Genomic DNA, 15,368 nt, shown 5'->3' on the forward strand with positions numbered 1-15,368 from the left:
ATCTCATCCCTCCCTTACAATGTCGGCTTCTTCGTGTGATAGTCTGTTGCTTGTTCAAACGCATGAGCAACACGATAAACCGTGCTTTCATCAAAGTGCTTCCCGATAATTTGCAAGCCAAGCGGTAATCCGTCCTTGAAGCCACAAGGGACAGAAATACCCGGTACCCCCGCAAGGTTTACTGGAATCGTCAAAATATCGTTCGCGTACATCGTTAATGGATCCTTTGTATTTTCACCAATTTTGAATGAAGGCGTCGGTGAAGTCGGTCCAATAATGACATCATATTGATCAAAAATCTTCTCAAAGTCTTGCTTAATTAATGTACGAACTTGCTGTGCTTTTTTATAGTAGGCATCATAATAGCCTGAGCTTAACGCAAATGTTCCCAGCATAATACGACGCTTCACTTCATCGCCAAATCCTTCTGCTCTCGTTTGCTTATACATATCAAGTAAGTTATCGGCATTGTCGGTGCGATAGCCGTAACGAACACCATCAAAGCGAGAAAGGTTTGCTGAAGCTTCTGAAGAAGACAGTAAGTAATACGTTGCTAATGCATATTTCGAATGTGGTAACGAGACTTCCTCCCACGTAGCGCCTTGTCCTTCAAGAACCTTCAACGCATCAAGAACCGATTGCTTAACTTCCTCCTGTACTCCTTCTCCTAAATACTCCTTTGGTACAGCAATATTCAAGCCCTTCACATCACCCGTTAAAGCTGATAAAAAGTCAGGCACTTCAACATTGGCTGATGTTGCATCCATCGGATCAACACCAACAATTGATTGTAATAAGTACGCATTATCTTCAACCGTTTTCGTTACAGGACCAATTTGATCTAATGATGAAGCAAATGCCACTAGTCCAAATCGTGAAACACGACCATATGTAGGTTTCAGACCAACAACTCCGCAATATGCAGCAGGCTGGCGAATCGAACCTCCCGTATCTGATCCTAACGTAAAGGGAACTTGTCCAGCCGCAACAGCTGCTGCTGAACCTCCACTTGACCCACCAGGAACATGATCTAAGTTCCAGGGATTCTTCGTTTCTTGAAAGGCAGAGTTTTCTGTCGAAGAGCCCATCGCAAACTCATCCATATTTAGCTTACCAATGGTTACCGCTTGTGCGTCAGCTAACTTTTGCACAACAGTCGCATCATAAATCGGATCAAAGTTCTCTAGAATACGACTTGAGCAAGTCGTTCGTAAGCCTTTTGTTACAATGTTATCCTTCACCCCAATCGGCATACCAAATAAAAGCCCGCGCTCGCTGTCTGAACCAAGTGCTTCGTCCAATTCTGCAGCATAGGCACGTGCTTTCTCTTCGTTTAACGTTACGAATGCTTTCACTTTGTCATCTGTTTCTGAAATACGCTTATAGGACTGATCGACTAAATCAGAAACGCTAATTTCTTTCTTATGTAACATGTCATGAAGCTCTGACATTTTATGATCAAATAATGACATCTCGCTAACCTCCCAACTATTCAATAATGGATGGAACTTTAATTTGTCCATCCTCGTGATCAGGTGCATTTTTCAATACATCTTCTACTGGTAGCCCTTCACCCGCTTTATCCTCACGTAACACATTCTTCATATTTAAGACATGAGTCGTCGGCTCGACACCTGTTGTATCTAACTCATTTAATTGCTCCGCAAACGTAATAATCGCATCTAATTGCTCTGTAAACATCTTCGCTTCTTCCTCAGTAATTGCTAACCTTGCTAAATTGGCGACATGCTTCACTTGCTTCTCTGAAATTCGAGACATTCTTGCTTCACCTCCAAAAAAAGTTCACACGTATTGACAATACTATTAATGATACCAAATTCCTTTAGTGTAGGCAATAAAGCGGGACAAACTTACTATCTTCTAACAAAGTTATTGACATTTCTTTTTGTAAGCGATTACAATTACAGTGTATTAACAACGTTGTTAATACACTGTACCATTTTTATCAACGTCACTATTCCCTTCATAATCCTTCCATCACCTAGAAGGTCACGTTGTTTCACCCTTCCATAACAACGTTGTTTCTCATTAGATATTCATTCGGCATTAAGCCGAAGAGTATAAATATGACCATACGAAAGGAGGTAGCTTCATTCGCTGCAACAGTATGAACTCATACGTTGCCTTGCTGTGCCATTTTATTATTAGGAGGTCATGATGAAAAAGAAAAATAAGCGCTACTTATCCATGTTTATGATCGTTTTGCTTTTATTTTCTAACCTTCACACCTTAGCAATGGCAGAAGATACACGTGACGAACTTCAGAATGAAGATAGCATAATGACTGTTTCAGGTGATTGGTCAGGCAGCGTCATGGGAGATATTGGGACAGACGACATCACGATAGACAACTTTGAAATAACAGAAAATAGTGATAACAGCGTAACATTACGAGCCTCGAATAACCGTGGCAAAATCGCTAGCAGTGCCGAGGGGCTCGTCTATTATTTCCAAGAAATCGACCCGAATGCTAATTTTGAATTTTCAGCAAAGGCTCATATCGATTCTTGGGATGCCAATAATCAAGTTTCCTTTGGAATCATGCTTCGCAGTAACATATTAGAAAATGAACGCGACAATCATTTTACCGGTGATTACTTAGCTACAGGGGCGATTCGTCAAGAAATGCGCAGCTTTTACAAATATGAGAATGACACTTTACAAACGCCTGATGAACTGACCTTTACAGCAAACACCCCAGCTCCAGATGAGCCATATGACCTTCACCTTCGCAAAGATGGTCATGTATATCAGCTGACAATAGGAGATGAAACGAAAGTCATTGATGATTTCAACGCGGAAACACCATATATCGGCTTATTTGCTGCAAGAAACACGACGATCACATATAGTGACATCAATCTTACAATCGATGGTCACGTTGACGTTAGTGATTGGTTCTTTACAGCATTTGGCGGTAATACGAGTATTACCAGTGATCCTATTCGCAACCCTGACCCCATTTATCATGAGGACGGCTCCATCTCCTTAGAAGCACTAGGTGGAAAAATTGCGAGCGGTGATGAAGGAATCTCCTTTTATACGAAGCAACTTCCTTCAGAAGCAAACTTCACCATTCGAGCACGTGCTTATGTGCAGAGCTTTCATGCAAACGGCGGCATTAGCACGCCAAATCAAAAGTCCTTTGGTCTCATGCTGCGTGATGACATTGGAGAGCACGGTGATTCTAGCGTACAAACTGCCAATTATGTTGCCGTCGGTGCTGTCGATCAAGTGATGAAACCATTTTATAAAGAAGGAGCCTCTCAGATTAAAGGGGACACCTTTGCAACAAATGCGATCCCTACTTCCGATGAAGTGTACGATCTCTCTATTCGCAAATCAGGGGATACGTACGTGCTCACATCCAATGATGAAACAGAAACCTTTTCAATAAACGATTTATTTACAAATGAATTATTTGCCGGTTTTTATGTTGCTCGTGACGCCTATGTAACATTTAGCGATTTTACAATTGAGGTAGAATCGAATACCGTTAGTGAGCTTCTCATCGATTCGGAATCGATGAAAACAGAATACTTAGTTGGCGAAGAATTAGACCTATCAGGGTTGAACGTAACCGCTGTCTATTCAGACGGCTCAACAGCGATTTTAACAGAAGCTGACTACATCGTGACAGGTTTTGATAGTAGTACAGTTGGAACGAATACAATCAGCCTTCATTTTGGTGGTGCTACCGCACATGTCGAGTTAACCATTGGTGAGCTCACCGTAACAAATGTAGATATCAAATACGAACCTGCTACATTAACCTATTTCCTTGGTGATACATTCGATCCACATGGGCTTGTCGTCATCGCTGAATTTAATGACGGCTTCTCCTATTCTGAATTATCATTAGACGACTATCAAGTGATGATTGATGAAACCATCGTCGATGAGCACTTCACCTTTCAGCATTCTGGTACAAAAGAAGTGGTGATTCGTTCAACTACAAGCCCTTCTGTCACAACAACGTTCATGATCACTGTCGCAAACACAACCATTTCCCATCTAGAAATAAGGCAGCCTCCTGAAAAAGAACAATATTTTATCGGTGATTCACTAGACTTGTCTGGCCTTATTTTATATGCGGTCTACGATGACGGCTCAGACGTTAGATTAACACGTTCAGAGTATACTACTACATCGTTGGATACGGCATCTACTGGCGAAAAAGAGATAACACTTTCCCATAAAGGAATCGACATAGCGCTCATGTTACATGTTAAAGAACGTGAAGCCATCGGTTTAAAAGTGGCACACTATCCGAAAACAACCTACTCCTTGAACGAAGAATTTGACGCAACAGGACTAAACGTTGAGCTTATGTTTGATAATGGTGACCGTGAGCCTTATGAACATTACACAATCGAAGACACGAACTTTAATCGCTCTACAGCAGGCGTCTATGACATCATTATTCAACCAACTGAAGCGGATATCGAGTCCATTTCATTTCCTGTTACCGTCCGCGAACCGACTGACTATGAATTTGACTTCATCATGTTTGGGCAGTCCGTATCAGAAAGCCGAAACGACTGGCGAATAACAGAAGAAGGAACTGTCCTTCTCGAAGCACATGCACATGCAAATGCAGGAAAAATTACTGGTGACCATGACGGAGTTGTCTACTATTACACAGAGCTTGATGCCAATAAAGATAACTTTGTCTTATCAGCCGATATTCAAGTTCATCACTATGCGAAAACCCCTCATGATGGACAAGAGTCATTTGGCATTATGGCTCGTGATGCGATCGGTACACATGGGGATTCAGGTGTGTTTTCGAGTAATATAGCGGCCATCGGTGGGTTCGCTGGAGGGACAAGGGACGATAATGGTACACAGCTATTTGCCCGAACAGGGGTATTATCACCTGACGGAGAAGGAAGCAAAGGAATCGAAAAGATCATGCTCGACCCACGCAGACCTTCAAGTGAGAACACTTATCCGAATGAACCTTATCGTTTGACATTAGCAAAGACAAATAGTGGTTTCATCGGACAAATCAATGACGGTGAGGAAACGATACTATTTGAACCAGAGATCATGAACGTCCAAGGTTCAAACATGTACGTCGGCTTCTATGTGGCACGAGAAGCCACTATTGAAGTTCATAACATTGATTTACAAGTAACGGCCGCTGCTACGGATGCACCTAAGGTGGAGCCTCCTGCACAAGCTATCACACCAACAATCGATGTACTATCACTTGATCGGACATCAGACATTCATTATGAATTAAAAACTAGAGCAAACGTAGCGGGTGTCGTCACGATTCGCCAGGGCACTAACCATATTGCTGTTAATCAATTCGTAGAAGGTGGCAACACTGTCACAATCCCTACAACATTAACCGAGCAGGCCGACACACCTTTTAGCATTTCATTCCTGCCTGACGATACACAATATTTAACATCTTATGATCGCATCGTCACGAACTATTCGGTCACTCATCGTTCCTTTGTTGAAGACGGAGACATTTACGTTTCGCCTGATGGAGCTCCCACGAATACAGGACTCGCTGACAATCCATTAGATATTGATACGGCGATTGATTATGTTCGTCCTGGTCAAAAAATTATCGTCTTAGATGGCCATTATGTTCGTGACAAGCCCCTTCACATTAGAAAGTACAATAATGGCACGAAAGATAACATGAAATACCTTGTTGCTGCACCGGACGCACGACCAATCTTTGATTTTGATCGACGTTCTCATGGGATGCTCCACGAAGGTGATTACTGGCATGTAGAAGGTCTCGATTTCACCCGTTCAGCTGGTAATACGAAAGGCTATCACATCGGTGGTCACCATAATATCATTGAAAATGCTCGATTCTATGATAATGGCGACTCAGGCCTACAAATTAGTCGCCTTGATGGAACCTTAACGGATATCACTGATTGGCCATCTCATAACCTTATATTGAATAGTGTCTCCTTCGATAACCGTGACCCTGCCGAAAACAATGCGGATGGATTCGCTGTCAAACTCACTTCTGGTGAAGGGAACATTCTTCGTGGTGTTATTGCTCATAACAACATCGATGATGGCTTTGATTTATATGCAAAAGTTGGTACGGGACCAATTGGCGCTGTCGTCATTGAAGACAGCCTCGCCTTCAACAACGGTTTCCTAACAGACGGTACAGAAGGAGGAGGCGATAAGAACGGCTTCAAGCTAGGTGGGGAAGGGATTCATGTCCCGCACATTATCCGTAATAGCATCGCATGGGGAAATGGAAAGGTTGGATTTACAAGTAACAGTAATCCAGGTGTCATCGCCTATGACAATATTTCCTTTAACAATGCAGAAAGAAATAGCGATTTTACAACATATTCAAACATTACATCAGACTTTACGATCGATGGGTTCGTTTCTTTCCATACGGAAGAGCATTCATCTTCAGACCGTTATCCTTCATCTGCGAACTCTCATCGTAATTTTATGTATGATGGCAAACAATCGAAAAATGAACAAGGAGATGAATTACCAGAGGAGCTAACGAGCATTTTGCAAACCATTGTTTCCTTTGAGCGAGATGGAAACGGCGAAATCCAATGGGGGGACATTTGGGATACCTATTATGCATTTATGGCTTCACTAGAAGCAAAAGAACCTGACGAAGAAGATCCAATACCTGATGATGAGGGAGAGACCCCTTCACCGAACCCGAAAGAGCCAGAACCAACACCTCCTAATGGACAAAAGCTTGATGAAGATAATGGTACTATGTCGCCGCCAAAGAACGGTGGGTTAACCCCACCTTCAATAGAGGAGACTGACCCTAACGGACATGAGGGCAAACTTGATGCGGGACGACGCGGAGATGAAACGACAGACGAGCAGCTGCCAAGTACAGCGACCCCATTATACAATGTCCTTTTTTACGGAATTATTCTGATGTTTGTTGGTCTACTCGTTCTTGCTTTAAGGAGACGTATAAGAATATATTAATGATAGTAGGCTGCCATGAAGGAAATCATTCCTATGGCAGCCCCTTCTTTTTGATCGATTCAATTCTAAAACACTCTAATCCCACAGGGCGTCAAACACATTGCTGTCAAAGTGGTTTGTATCAATGTTACATGTTTGTGCATCAATTCCATATTGCCAGCCAGCGATTAACGACCCTTCAGGTGCTTCAGGATCATACTCTGGTGCATTTTCTTCTGTTGTAATGCCAATATTCGGTGAAGACGTCCACACATAATTGTTTTCTAGTAAGCTAGTATTCTCCTCGGCAGCCGTTTCATAGGCCGTGTACAGTTCACGATCCGGGTGAAAAATCCCATACACACCAGATTCATATTCGGACTCTTCCATCACATCGTACCAGCCTAATAGGAAATCAGCATCTATAGGATAGATTGGTTCCACATTAGCAAATATAGCCACACCTTCTGGAATATCAAACTCCCTAGCCATTTCAATGGCCGCTGTCGCTTCGCTTTGTCCTTTTTCATAACCAGTCGCATCCGTGAAATGGTTCCAAATGACCATAATATCAATATCATTTTCGTGAAGAAATTCCACTTCTTCGTGAGTCAATCCATAGGAAACCCCGTCTTTATCCCCTAAATACCTAGCCCATACTTTCGGGTCCCCAAAATTCTCACGAACACATGAAAGCATATCTTCTGTTGTCAAGCTTGCTGAATCAACTCCCCAAACAGTATCAGGCGTTTCACCATTGGAGGCTTCTCCATTTCCATTACCGTCCCCATTCTCTTCCTCACGGCCTGCTTCATCACCGTTACCATTTTCATCCGTACCGCTTTCTCCATCGTCACCTTTTCCTTCTACGTTATTGACCAAGTTATTCTTTACATGGACATCAACATTCACTTCGACGTTGTTCGTAATATGATTAGTAATTGTGTTGTTTGAACCATTCGTGATATTATTTTCCACTTGATTATCAACGGTCGCATCGTCTCCGCTCATGTGATTCTCAATATGATTACCTATATCGCCATTTTTGCTGTTAATGGTATTTTCAACGCTATTATTGATTTCACCATTACTTACATTCACTTCATTAATGATGGAATTGTCAACATTTCCTGCCTCGGTATTTATCTCATTTGTTATCGTATTTCTTAGATCACTCTCTTCACCGTTGGATTCTTGGGTGTCATCTGAAGCAGTGACTGGATTTGTATCAGCACTCCCATACATATAGAAGGTGAACGCAGTGATGAAAATTAATACCAAGGACAATACATATGGCAAAAATCTATACGTACATCTCACTTTCTCCCCTCCTTTACGTTCGTTATCATCGTACGTAAAGCAAGAAAACGAAGTGAATGACATACATATTTTTGGGCATTTGTTTAGTCGTGATTATTGGAAATATCAAACGTCACGCTTGACACGAACATTATGACCAAGTGCAACCTACATTTAGCAAACCGGTGCCGTTTCGTTCATTATGACTTACGGACAAAGTATTTACAGAGAAGAAAGCGATTTGGAAAAATACCAAATCGCTTTTTAAAATATTATTGTTATTTAGGTTTCTTATTTAAAATATGGCGTAGTTCATTGATATCCTCATCAGATAGGGTATCTTCCTGAATGAATTGGACAAGCATGGATTTAAGGGTACCTCCATAGATTCGCTTGATAAATGATTCTGCCTCCGCACGTTGGCACTCTTCCTGTGTATAGAGCGGATAAAAGGTGTAAACTCTTTGATTTTTATTAACACCTACTACATCTTTTTGAACCAATCGATCGAGTAGAGTGCGTATGGTTTTCGGCTTCCAATCGACACTCCCCCGTAGGGAATTTATGATGTCATTCGCTGTCTGAGGGGCTTTATCCCAAAGCACGTTCATGATTTCCCATTCTGATTCTGATATACTGGGAATGTTTTTCTCCATATTTCTCCCCTCCATTTTTAATAAATTCCTAAATTTTTTAAAATTGATAAAGTAATTTCTAACGCCTTGCTTCCAGATGTATCATCTTCATCTTGTATATTGGTAGCAAAGAAATAAGTATTGTTCTTCGTCTCTACATACCCGATAAACCAACCATTGATGTTTTTCCCATTCACTGCTCCTGTACCTGTTTTTCCTGATAGGCGAGCTTCTTCATTCTTTTCTAGGAATAGTGCTTCCTTCACAGCTTTGATATGCATTTCCTTATATCCCAATTGATTATTATAAAAGGCTTGTAGTAGTTCGACTTGCTCGACTGGAGAAATTTTTAATGAAGATCCGTGCCAGAATTCACCCATTCCCCCAGATACATCGGAATTTCCATAGTTTATCTCTTCTAGATTGGATTGGATTGTTTCAAATCCTGTTCTGCGATCTAATTCTTGGAAATACCAATTTACAGACTTTTGTAATGCAGATGAGACATCCTGATCCATATTCCAAGCTTCATAAGGTTGCTCCATCCCATCCCATAAAAGGGTGGATTCTTCGGGTGATATCACATTTGATTCTAGTGCAAATAAAGCACTATAGATTTTGTATGTGGAATCAGGTGATACCCGCAACGTACTTTTCTCTTCATTATAAATGCGATATTGCTCTGCGTTATGATCATATAAAACAAAGCTTCCTTCATACCCTTTAAAGAATTGATGTAAATCTTCATAAACGGCTCCGTCATTATTAAAATAGTATCGGTCGTTTTCCGTCGCAAATACGGAAATGAAAGGTAGCTGAATTGTCAAAATGATACTGGCCAACACATAAATAAAGACACTTTTTTTTATTGATTTTTTTTCGGAATGATTATAGGCAGAAATTTGTTCAATTCGTTTTTTGATTTGAAGCTTCGAACCGTTTAATTGTGTTACTAACTGTAGCTTACTTGACCGTTTTGAAAGATCCAAAAAATTAATGATTGTATGTCCATATTCACTAAATGAATGATCATCTAGTAACTGTAAAACTGATGTATCACATGCAATTTCCCGATCCAATCTCATTTCTCTAAAAGCAACCCAGACAAGTGGATTAAACCAATAAATGGTTTGATAGAACAATATCACGTAATTTGTCAGCAAATCCTTGTTTTTATAGTGATTCAGTTCATGAAGAAAGATATATTCGTAATCTTTCAAACTAAGCCAGTTTTCATGCTGAGAAGGTAAGACGATATATGTTTGAAAAAGTCCGAATATCATTGGAGATTGAACTCTTTTCGAAATAACAATCTTTATTGATTTATTAATTTGTAGTCTTTTCTTGCATTCTTCGAAAAGCACGAGAACTTCTTGATTGGAAAACGCAGAAGAATCATTCCTTATCCTTCTAAGTGTGAGCCATCCACGAATCATAATAAAGGTAAATAAAAGCACCCCTAACATCCATAAACTCATCACTCCCATATTAAATAAGGACAGATCCGGCCGATTGACCGACACAGAAAAGTCTTGTATCAGGTGTAATCCCTGCATCATATCAGTTCCAGTTATGTCCACATTAGAGCTAGGTGCATGAGTCTGATATGTATCCCCACCGCTAAAGAGAGAACTAAAATTATATAGATCAGTTGGTATGAATGGAAGTGTTAAAGCCATAAAAAGAAACATCCACAAATGATAGTGCCATTTTGCTGTTAGTTGTCTTCCGAACCATTTTCGTATAAGTAGAATAACGGTAACGGAAAATGAAGACACCAATAGACCTATTATAAAATGAGTTAAAAACATGTCCTTCAACACCCACTCCCTTGACATTTAAATTTCAAAAAACAAGTATATAGCATATTTATAGTAGCTTGATTGTCAGAAAAAAGAATTGACTTTATTTGATTACACATGTAATACTATACTACAGATGTAATAAGACTACAAATGTAATCTGTTAAAACTCCTTGAATAAGGTTGTTTTTAATTCGTACATAAGTGTCTAATCAAATAATTAGGAGGATTTACATCATGAACAAAAGATGGTTTTATCAAATACTAGCACTGATAGGCTTGGTGCTTATGGTTGTAGGCTGCTCAGATGAGAAAGAACAGGTTGTAATACAATCAGAAACAGAAAATACGGGGACAACGAACCAAACATCAGAAACGATAACGGAAAAAGAAACCACAATGGAAAAATTTGAACAACTTGAGAAGGAATATGACGCGAGGCTTGGGGTCTATGCCATTGACACAGGAACAAAAGAAACCGTGGAATTTCGTGAGGACGAACGATTTGCGTACACATCTACATCCAAAGCCCTAGCCGCAGCTGTGTTATTAAAGCAAAATCCGATATCTGTGCTTGAGGAAGTAAGGACATTCACCAATGAAGATATTGTTACCTATTCTCCGATTACAGAAGACTTTGTGAACAAAGGGATGAGTCTAGGAGAGATAGCTGAAGCAGCGATACAGTATAGTGATAATACAGCAGGAAATCTTCTGTTCGAAGAATTAGGCGGACCGGATGGATTTGAAAAGGCGTTACGAGAAAGTGGCGATACGATCACAAAGGCTGACCGTATTGAACCAGATTTGAACGAAGCTATTCCTGGTGATTCACGGGATACAAGTACCCCCAAAGCACTTGCAACTACCCTTGAGGTGTTTGGAATCAGTGAGTACCTTCCTGCCGATAAGCAAGAAATTTTTACGAATTGGCTAAAAGGGAATACGACAGGTGATTCCCTCATTCGAGCTGGTGTACCAGAAGGTTGGGAGGTTGGAGATAAGACCGGGGCTGGTGGCTATGGAACTCGAAATGATATAGCGATTGTGTGGCCACCAAATCGAGAACCGATTATTATTGCGATCATGTCAAGTCGCACTGAAGAGAATGCAAGCTTTAATGATGAACTCATTGCAAAGGCTACAAAAGTGATTGCTCAGGCGTTTTCTAACAGCAAATAGATTAACATTTATTAGAGAGAGTACGTCTCTTCGGGTGAAGGTCGTTTTTTCCTACAAGAAAGCTTGCGAAATACTATACTTACAATAAAAGTGCTTATCTTGAATAAGTGTTAAGCAATAATCTTCAACAATCGAGCGCGCTTTAATGAAGTAGCTAAAGCCTAATTTCTCGCTTGTAGCACCGAGAAATTAGGCTTTTTATATTTTTCACAGCCGTAAGCTGATAGTCTTCATAGGTGATCTCTTCATCTGACACTTGTCCTTGCCAGAGATCATATTCAAGCTTCATTTGTTCGGCATAGAAATTGTCATCGCCAAATAATCCCCACTTAAGACTAAGGTGGGGATTATTGACGATTACCTTATTTAAGTTGTCTATTCGCCTGATGCACGTAATGTCTTTCGATTCTCTAAAAAATGGAGCGTATTCATGCTTGTCTGTATGAGTCCCATCGAGATTAACCAACCACCGAAAGGGATCAAGCTACAAATGAGACAAAGAACCGATTGATCGCTAATTCCTTTGTATCCTTTACGTTGAGCATATGTATAGATTTCTTTAGCTGTTTTAAAGTTCCAATACACTAAATAAATACCGATTGTGATGATACCTAGAAACACAACCATTCCAGGAGAAGGCTTTTCCTCTTCCATATGTTTTGATGTCTCAAATACCCAATAGAAATAATAGATATTAAAGGTGAAAAGACATAATAGGTACAACGTTAATAAATTTCGCTCTATTATCTTCATGTCTACTCCTTCTATCAATCAAAATTCGCTTTTTTCTCCATGAATTTCTTACCGCACTCATGGCATTGATATTGCATTTGATTCATACCAAATATCCCAGTTGTAATCGTCCAGCCTCTTTTCTTTTTTGTTAGATCGCTGCTTTCACAGTATGGGCACTTCGCTTGTTTTGTTTCTACTGTCATTTTGGTTCTCCTTTATTGTTAAAAAGTGATTAATAGATTGACCGCTACGAGTCGATGCTGTTTTAAAGATTAGTAAACGGTTTAGTAGAGTTTCAGTAGCTACGAACTTCTTATCAATTCCATAGTATGATTATAAGTATCCAGGGCTCATAACCCAAAACCATAAAACTTCATTTCTTTGAAAATAACTGATTCTCTAAACTATAGATTTTTTTTAATTTTTATAATTTCAATCTCATCCTGGTTTACTGTTTTCTCATAATAATATTTATCGGTTCGTTCAAATCCATTATTCTTTGCAAATTCTGTATCAGTAGTCCCCAGCCTTAATTCTGTACCTACTTTATTAATACTTAAATTTAGTATATTCCCTTTGTACTTTGCTTTATAATCAATTTCATAAATTTCATCAATTTTAGCTTTCTTTATTTCCTTGATATAAAGCCTAGGTAAGTTAGACCTATCTTTATAGTTGATAGGATAAATTTTTTCTTTAAACTCATTTTTCAAATCCGCTCTATCTTCACTAACTAGCCTTATAGTATCGCCATCAATATTACTCACTCTATAGATTTTGTTCATATATTTTGCAAAAATCCCCTTTTCCATACTTTCCCCTCCTTTATTATTTGACAGGTATAAACATTTTTAGGTCACTATCAAATATAGCAACTAGCTTTTCATTACCGTTCGCTACTTTATATAATTCCGCACCATCATTTGGAAGGTATCTATTATCAAATTGCCATTCTGGGACTATTTCACCATTTCTTGATCCTGTAAAGCCATTCTGGGTACATGGTGGACCATCTGTATTCCTACCTCCAAAACGTTCACCATAAGGAATCTCAATATTTTCTACATTGCTAGTTGTAAATTTAATTTTCCCATATACATTCCCATCTTCCGGAAATGGCCTGTTCCCATTCCATGAAGTGTAGTCAAGCCGAAATGATTCTACCACATCACCATAGTCCTTAATATGACCAACGTCATCAAACTTAGCAATATATCCACCAATTTCTGCATACTGACCTGACATATACTTGTCTATATCACTATGTGAAATTGTTTTCTGTAATAGAGTATCATTTGTAATAAGAGGCACCGAATCTCTTATTTCCTTAATGATACGAACTTCATTATTAGTTAATTCCAATACACTTTTTAGTTTCAATTCTTGGAAGTCACCCAACGTTAAATTGTGCTTTCTTAGAACTTCCCCTATTTGGTTCTTTGCACTATTTTGGGATGCCACTCTAACCCCACTACCACTAGAACCTACGCTACTTCCCGCACCATCAACCTTCCCCACACTACTCTTCATCCAATTCGCCAATCCACTCGTCGCATGTTCAAGCGTGTGGGCGTTTTCGGCTGGGATTCTTGCCGTGGTCCCCATGCCATCCAAGGCGAATCCGTTTTGCGGGATGGCGTTCTTCATCGCTGTGATGCCTTTATCTCCTAACCTCGCTATTTCCGTTAGATCATCGGCTACTTTCACGACGGCATTCGCGCCTTGGTCCTTCATGAATTGGCCTGCGCTTCGTAAGCGCGCATCGGCCTGTTTGCCTGCGGTGACGACGACGTCCTGGACGGTACGCATTTGTTGTTGCGCTGATGATGTCAGGCGATTTGTCAGAGCTGTACGTGATCCTGCTTGGGCAAGGTCTGTTCCCATGCTGACGGTACGAGCAGCCGTACCAAATCGTTTCACCGCACTGACGCCTGGAATGATATCAAGTGGCGCCAGACCGCCACGTAGGAGACGCTCTCCTGTATCTATCTCTCTGCCAGATATCCAATCGGTTCCAGACACGGCACTGCTTAACTCTAACGTACCATAAGCGACGCCTAATGCCAATCCTGCTGGCGGACAAATGATCGTTGCTCCGATAATGACGACCGTTGCAGCGATGCTCACCCAAAACTCCTTCGTCATTTGCGAGTCTTTTATTGACGTGTATTGAAAGGCGTTCATATTCACAGCCGCAAGCTGATAGTCTTCATAGGTGATCTCTTCGTCTGACACTTGTCCTTGCCAGAGCTCATATTCAAGCTTCATTTGTTCGGCATAGAAATTGTCACCGTTAAAGAGGTCCTCTAATCCGATTTCCTTTTTTTCAATAACATGCTCTTGCCGATAACCGGCATAGTGCGAGGTGATTGTGTCCGTCGCGCCAATTCGATTGTCGGTCGTAAAATGAGAGATCGATGTATTTCGCATTTTTTCAACGAATGAATCGATATCCTTATGAAAGGGTTCATCAATCGTCTCATTCACCAATTTGCCAACGTCATTCGAGAATTCCGTAATCACTTTGAAATCCTCAAATAGCTCTTGGTATTTGCTGTCTTGGTTACGATGAGACAACGAGATCACACCATCGCTATCGAACTTTGATAAATCAGACTCTACTTTATCCATTAGCTTGGATAAATCCTTCAAGTCATCAATCGCTCCTTTTCCCCATTTACCTAAGCCGATCAAGTCTCGCAATCCACTATTCATTTGTTCCCAGTCTGCTTGCTTATATTTTACATCCATC

Annotated in this window: 11 protein-coding genes; 2 read left to right on the forward strand and 9 right to left on the reverse strand. The window is 40.3% G+C overall.

Going from position 1 to position 15,368, the window contains the following annotated elements; genetic code table 11:
* Positions 1-14: 14 nt before the first annotated feature.
* Entirely contained in the window at positions 15-1,472 is a 1,458-nt protein-coding gene (gene gatA / locus MW695_RS13170) for an Asp-tRNA(Asn)/Glu-tRNA(Gln) amidotransferase subunit GatA (RefSeq protein WP_247105816.1), read from the reverse strand.
* Between the two features lie 16 nt (positions 1,473-1,488).
* Positions 1,489-1,779 carry an Asp-tRNA(Asn)/Glu-tRNA(Gln) amidotransferase subunit GatC gene (gene gatC, locus MW695_RS13175; protein WP_247105817.1) on the reverse strand — a complete coding sequence of 97 codons (291 nt, stop codon included), beginning with the start codon at positions 1,777-1,779 and terminating at the stop codon, positions 1,489-1,491.
* Between the two features lie 399 nt (positions 1,780-2,178).
* Here gatC and MW695_RS13180 point away from each other — a divergent pair, with 399 nt between their 5' ends.
* The gene (locus MW695_RS13180) at positions 2,179-6,984 is read left to right on the forward strand and encodes a bacterial Ig-like domain-containing protein (protein WP_247105818.1); all 4,806 of its coding nucleotides are present in this window, start codon (positions 2,179-2,181) and stop codon (positions 6,982-6,984) included.
* Between the two features lie 75 nt (positions 6,985-7,059).
* On the opposite strand, the gene MW695_RS13185 is transcribed toward MW695_RS13180, so the two are convergent.
* The 3 genes from MW695_RS13185 to MW695_RS13195 all read right to left on the reverse strand — a co-directional run bounded on the left by MW695_RS13185 (position 7,060) and on the right by MW695_RS13195 (position 10,708).
* Positions 7,060-8,283, reverse strand: a complete 1,224-nt coding sequence (locus MW695_RS13185; protein WP_247105819.1) for a glycoside hydrolase domain-containing protein — start codon at positions 8,281-8,283, stop codon at positions 7,060-7,062.
* A 257-nt stretch (positions 8,284-8,540) separates the two neighbouring features.
* Positions 8,541-8,918: a penicillinase repressor BlaI gene (gene blaI / locus MW695_RS13190; protein WP_247105820.1), complete on the reverse strand. Its 378-nt coding sequence runs from the start codon at positions 8,916-8,918 to the stop codon at positions 8,541-8,543.
* A gap of 17 nt (positions 8,919-8,935) precedes the next feature.
* A complete protein-coding gene (locus MW695_RS13195; RefSeq protein ID WP_247105865.1) occupies positions 8,936-10,708 on the reverse strand; it encodes a BlaR1 family beta-lactam sensor/signal transducer in 1,773 nt (590 codons plus the stop codon).
* Positions 10,709-10,936: 228 nt separating this feature from the next.
* Between MW695_RS13195 and bla the strand changes: the two genes are divergently transcribed.
* Positions 10,937-11,881 (forward strand): class A beta-lactamase, encoded by a 945-nt coding sequence (gene bla / locus MW695_RS13200; protein ID WP_247105821.1) that lies wholly within the window; start codon positions 10,937-10,939, stop codon positions 11,879-11,881.
* Between the two features lie 375 nt (positions 11,882-12,256).
* On the opposite strand, the gene MW695_RS13205 is transcribed toward bla, so the two are convergent.
* The 4 genes from MW695_RS13205 to MW695_RS13220 all read right to left on the reverse strand — a co-directional run bounded on the left by MW695_RS13205 (position 12,257) and on the right by MW695_RS13220 (position 15,367).
* Entirely contained in the window at positions 12,257-12,634 is a 378-nt protein-coding gene (locus MW695_RS13205) for a DUF4234 domain-containing protein (protein WP_247105822.1), read from the reverse strand.
* A 14-nt stretch (positions 12,635-12,648) separates the two neighbouring features.
* Entirely contained in the window at positions 12,649-12,819 is a 171-nt protein-coding gene (locus MW695_RS13210) for a hypothetical protein (RefSeq protein ID WP_247105823.1), read from the reverse strand.
* Positions 12,820-13,020: 201 nt separating this feature from the next.
* The gene (locus MW695_RS13215; protein WP_247105824.1) at positions 13,021-13,428 is read right to left on the reverse strand and encodes a hypothetical protein; all 408 of its coding nucleotides are present in this window, start codon (positions 13,426-13,428) and stop codon (positions 13,021-13,023) included.
* A 16-nt stretch (positions 13,429-13,444) separates the two neighbouring features.
* Positions 13,445-15,367, reverse strand: coding sequence for a hypothetical protein (locus MW695_RS13220; RefSeq protein WP_247105825.1), 1,923 nt, complete (start codon positions 15,365-15,367; stop codon positions 13,445-13,447).
* Position 15,368 lies beyond the last annotated feature (1 nt).

This window comes from Halalkalibacter sp. APA_J-10(15) (assembly GCF_023017105.1).
Lineage (GTDB): Bacteria > Bacillota > Bacilli > Bacillales > Bacillaceae_D > Halalkalibacter.

Excerpts from the sequence above, each read along its gene's own strand:
- gatA (WP_247105816.1), bottom strand. The coding sequence starts at position 1,472 with ATGTCATTATTTGATCATAAAATGTCAGAGCTTCATGACATGTTACAT.
- gatC (WP_247105817.1), bottom strand. The coding sequence starts at position 1,779 with ATGTCTCGAATTTCAGAGAAGCAAGTGAAGCATGTCGCCAATTTAGCA.
- MW695_RS13180 (WP_247105818.1), top strand. The coding sequence starts at position 2,179 with ATGAAAAAGAAAAATAAGCGCTACTTATCCATGTTTATGATCGTTTTG.
- blaI (WP_247105820.1), bottom strand. The coding sequence starts at position 8,918 with ATGGAGAAAAACATTCCCAGTATATCAGAATCAGAATGGGAAATCATG.
- MW695_RS13195 (WP_247105865.1), bottom strand. The coding sequence starts at position 10,708 with ATGTTTTTAACTCATTTTATAATAGGTCTATTGGTGTCTTCATTTTCC.
- bla (WP_247105821.1), top strand. The coding sequence starts at position 10,937 with ATGAACAAAAGATGGTTTTATCAAATACTAGCACTGATAGGCTTGGTG.
- MW695_RS13205 (WP_247105822.1), bottom strand. The coding sequence starts at position 12,634 with ATGAAGATAATAGAGCGAAATTTATTAACGTTGTACCTATTATGTCTT.
- MW695_RS13210 (WP_247105823.1), bottom strand. The coding sequence starts at position 12,819 with ATGACAGTAGAAACAAAACAAGCGAAGTGCCCATACTGTGAAAGCAGC.
- MW695_RS13215 (WP_247105824.1), bottom strand. The coding sequence starts at position 13,428 with ATGGAAAAGGGGATTTTTGCAAAATATATGAACAAAATCTATAGAGTG.
- MW695_RS13220 (WP_247105825.1), bottom strand. The coding sequence starts at position 15,367 with ATGGATGTAAAATATAAGCAAGCAGACTGGGAACAAATGAATAGTGGA.